This window comes from Ramlibacter sp. P4_H7 (assembly GCF_056400765.1).
In genome coordinates this window covers 1-1,937 of the sequence record NZ_JBFUKP010000041.1, presented here as the reverse complement: position 1 = coordinate 1,937, position 1,937 = coordinate 1, and the positions used below count along the sequence as shown (strand labels likewise).

Here is a 1,937-nt window from a genome sequence, read left to right as displayed (position 1 = left end):
GTCGCCGGGGCCGCCGCAGCGGGTGCGGGCGCCGGCGCCGCCTTGGCCGCGGGGGCGCCCGCGGCGGCTTCCACCGTGAGCAGCACGGTGCCTTCCGACACCTTGTCGCCCACCTTCACGCGCAGTTCCTTCACGACGCCGGCCTGCGATGCGGGGATTTCCATCGAGGCCTTGTCGCTCTCCACCGTGACGAGCGATTGTTCCTGCTTGATCGTGTCGCCCGGCTTCACGAGCACCTCGATCACGGCCACTTCCTTGAAATCGCCGATGTCGGGGACTTTCACTTCCGTCACGGGCATTTACTTTGCCTCTTTCGCTTTGATGGTGAAGATGTCGCAGGGCAGTTCGGAATTCCGGTCGAACTCGCAACCTGCCGCGATCCCCGCTTCCGCGACTTCCCGCGCGGTCTTGGCCTTGGCGTAGGAAGAATGCATCGCCCCCAGGGCGAAGCTGCGGCCCGAGCCGATCCCCCAGAACTCCTTGAACTCGAACACCTCGCGGTAGCTGTAGAGCCCGTAGATGCCGGTCGCATTGGCGATCACCACGCTGAACTGGCTGGACTCGTAGGGGTCGCTGTCTTCTTCCTTCGTCTGGAGGAAGAAGTTGTCCTTGAGGTACGGATGCAGCTTGGTGAAGGTGTCGAACACCTCGTCCTTGCTGCCCAGTTTCAAGATCTCGCGCGGCATCGAACTCATCGCCTTGCGCAGCACCGGAAAGTGCGCCACGGTCCCCGCCATGCCGATGTAGCTGGGCCCATCGTCGGTGTCGACCTTGAAGATCTTGGTGTTGTCCTCGAAACGGTGTGCGAGGCGTGTGTCGCCGAAGGTCACCAGGGTGTCCGCGGCGATCGCGACCTGCCCGGCTTTCTTCACCACCACAACTGTTGTCATCGATTCTTGTATTTCTTAGAGAAGGACGCGGCGGAAATCCGCCAGGATCTGTCCCAGGTAGGCGTTGAAGCGCGCTGCGGACGCTCCATCGATGACCCGGTGATCCCAAGAGAGCGACAGCGGCAGCATCAGGCGGGGCTGGAACTGCTTGCCATCCCAGACCGGTTCGGTCTGGCTTTTGCAGACGCCAAGGATAGCGACTTCCGGCGCGTTGATGATCGGGGTGAAGTACCGACCGCCGATGCCGCCGAGCGAAGAAATCGTGAAAGTCGCGCCCGACATGTCGGCAGGGCTGAGTTTGCCGTCGCGGGCCTTCTTCGCCAGCTCGGCCATTTCCTGGCTGATCTGCAGCACACCCTTCTTGTCCGCGTCCTTGATCACGGGCACCACCAGGCCACTGGGCGTGTCTGCCGCGAAACCGATGTGGTAGTAGCTCTTGAGGACGAGGTCCTCGCCGTCGAGCGAGCTGTTGAAATCGGGGAATTTCTTCAGCGCCGCCACGCAGGCCTTGATGAGGAAGCCGAGCATCGTCACCTTGATGCCGGACTTCTCGTTTTCCTTGTTGGTCGCGACGCGGAAGGCTTCCAGCTCGGTGATGTCGGCATCGTCGTGGTTGGTGACGTGCGGAATCATCACCCAGTTGCGGTGCAGGTTGGCCGCGCTGATCTTCTTGATGCGCGACAGCGGCTTGCGCTCGATGGCGCCGAACTTGGCGAAATCCACCTTCGGCCAGGGCAGCAGGCCCAGGGCCTCGCCGCCGCCACCACCCGCAGGGGCCTTGGCGGACGCCGCCTTGGTGCGCGCATCCCCGGCCATCACCGCCTTGGTGAAGCCCTGGACGTCTTCCTGCGTGATACGCCCCTTGGGTCCGGTGCCCTTCACTTCCTCCAACGGCACCCCCAGCTCGCGCGCGAACTTGCGCACGGAAGGCGAGGCGTGCGRCAGGTTGCCGGTCGCGCCCCCCGGCTCGTGCGGCGGCAGCGCGGCCGTGGGCGGCGTCCGTTCACCGGCCGCGACGGCGGCTTGCGCAGGCGCGCCGATCGCGGC

The 1,937-nt window shown here is 64.5% G+C and carries 3 protein-coding genes; all 3 read right to left on the bottom strand.

The window, feature by feature from the left end; all coding sequences use genetic code 11:
* Positions 1–299: biotin/lipoyl-containing protein (locus AC1DSA_RS26055; protein WP_477894177.1), on the bottom strand; the 299-nt coding region annotated here is incomplete at its 3' end.
* The gene (locus tag AC1DSA_RS26050) at positions 300–890 is read right to left on the bottom strand and encodes an MFS transporter (RefSeq protein ID WP_477894175.1); all 591 of its coding nucleotides are present in this window, start codon (positions 888–890) and stop codon (positions 300–302) included.
* A 15-nt stretch (positions 891–905) separates the two neighbouring features.
* The coding region (locus AC1DSA_RS26045; protein WP_477894173.1) for a 2-oxo acid dehydrogenase subunit E2 at positions 906–1,937 on the bottom strand (1,032 nt) is incomplete at its 5' end.

Coding starts and splice junctions, on each gene's coding strand:
- AC1DSA_RS26050 (WP_477894175.1), bottom strand. CDS start 890: ATGACAACAGTTGTGGTGGTGAAGAAAGCCGGGCAGGTCGCGATCGCC.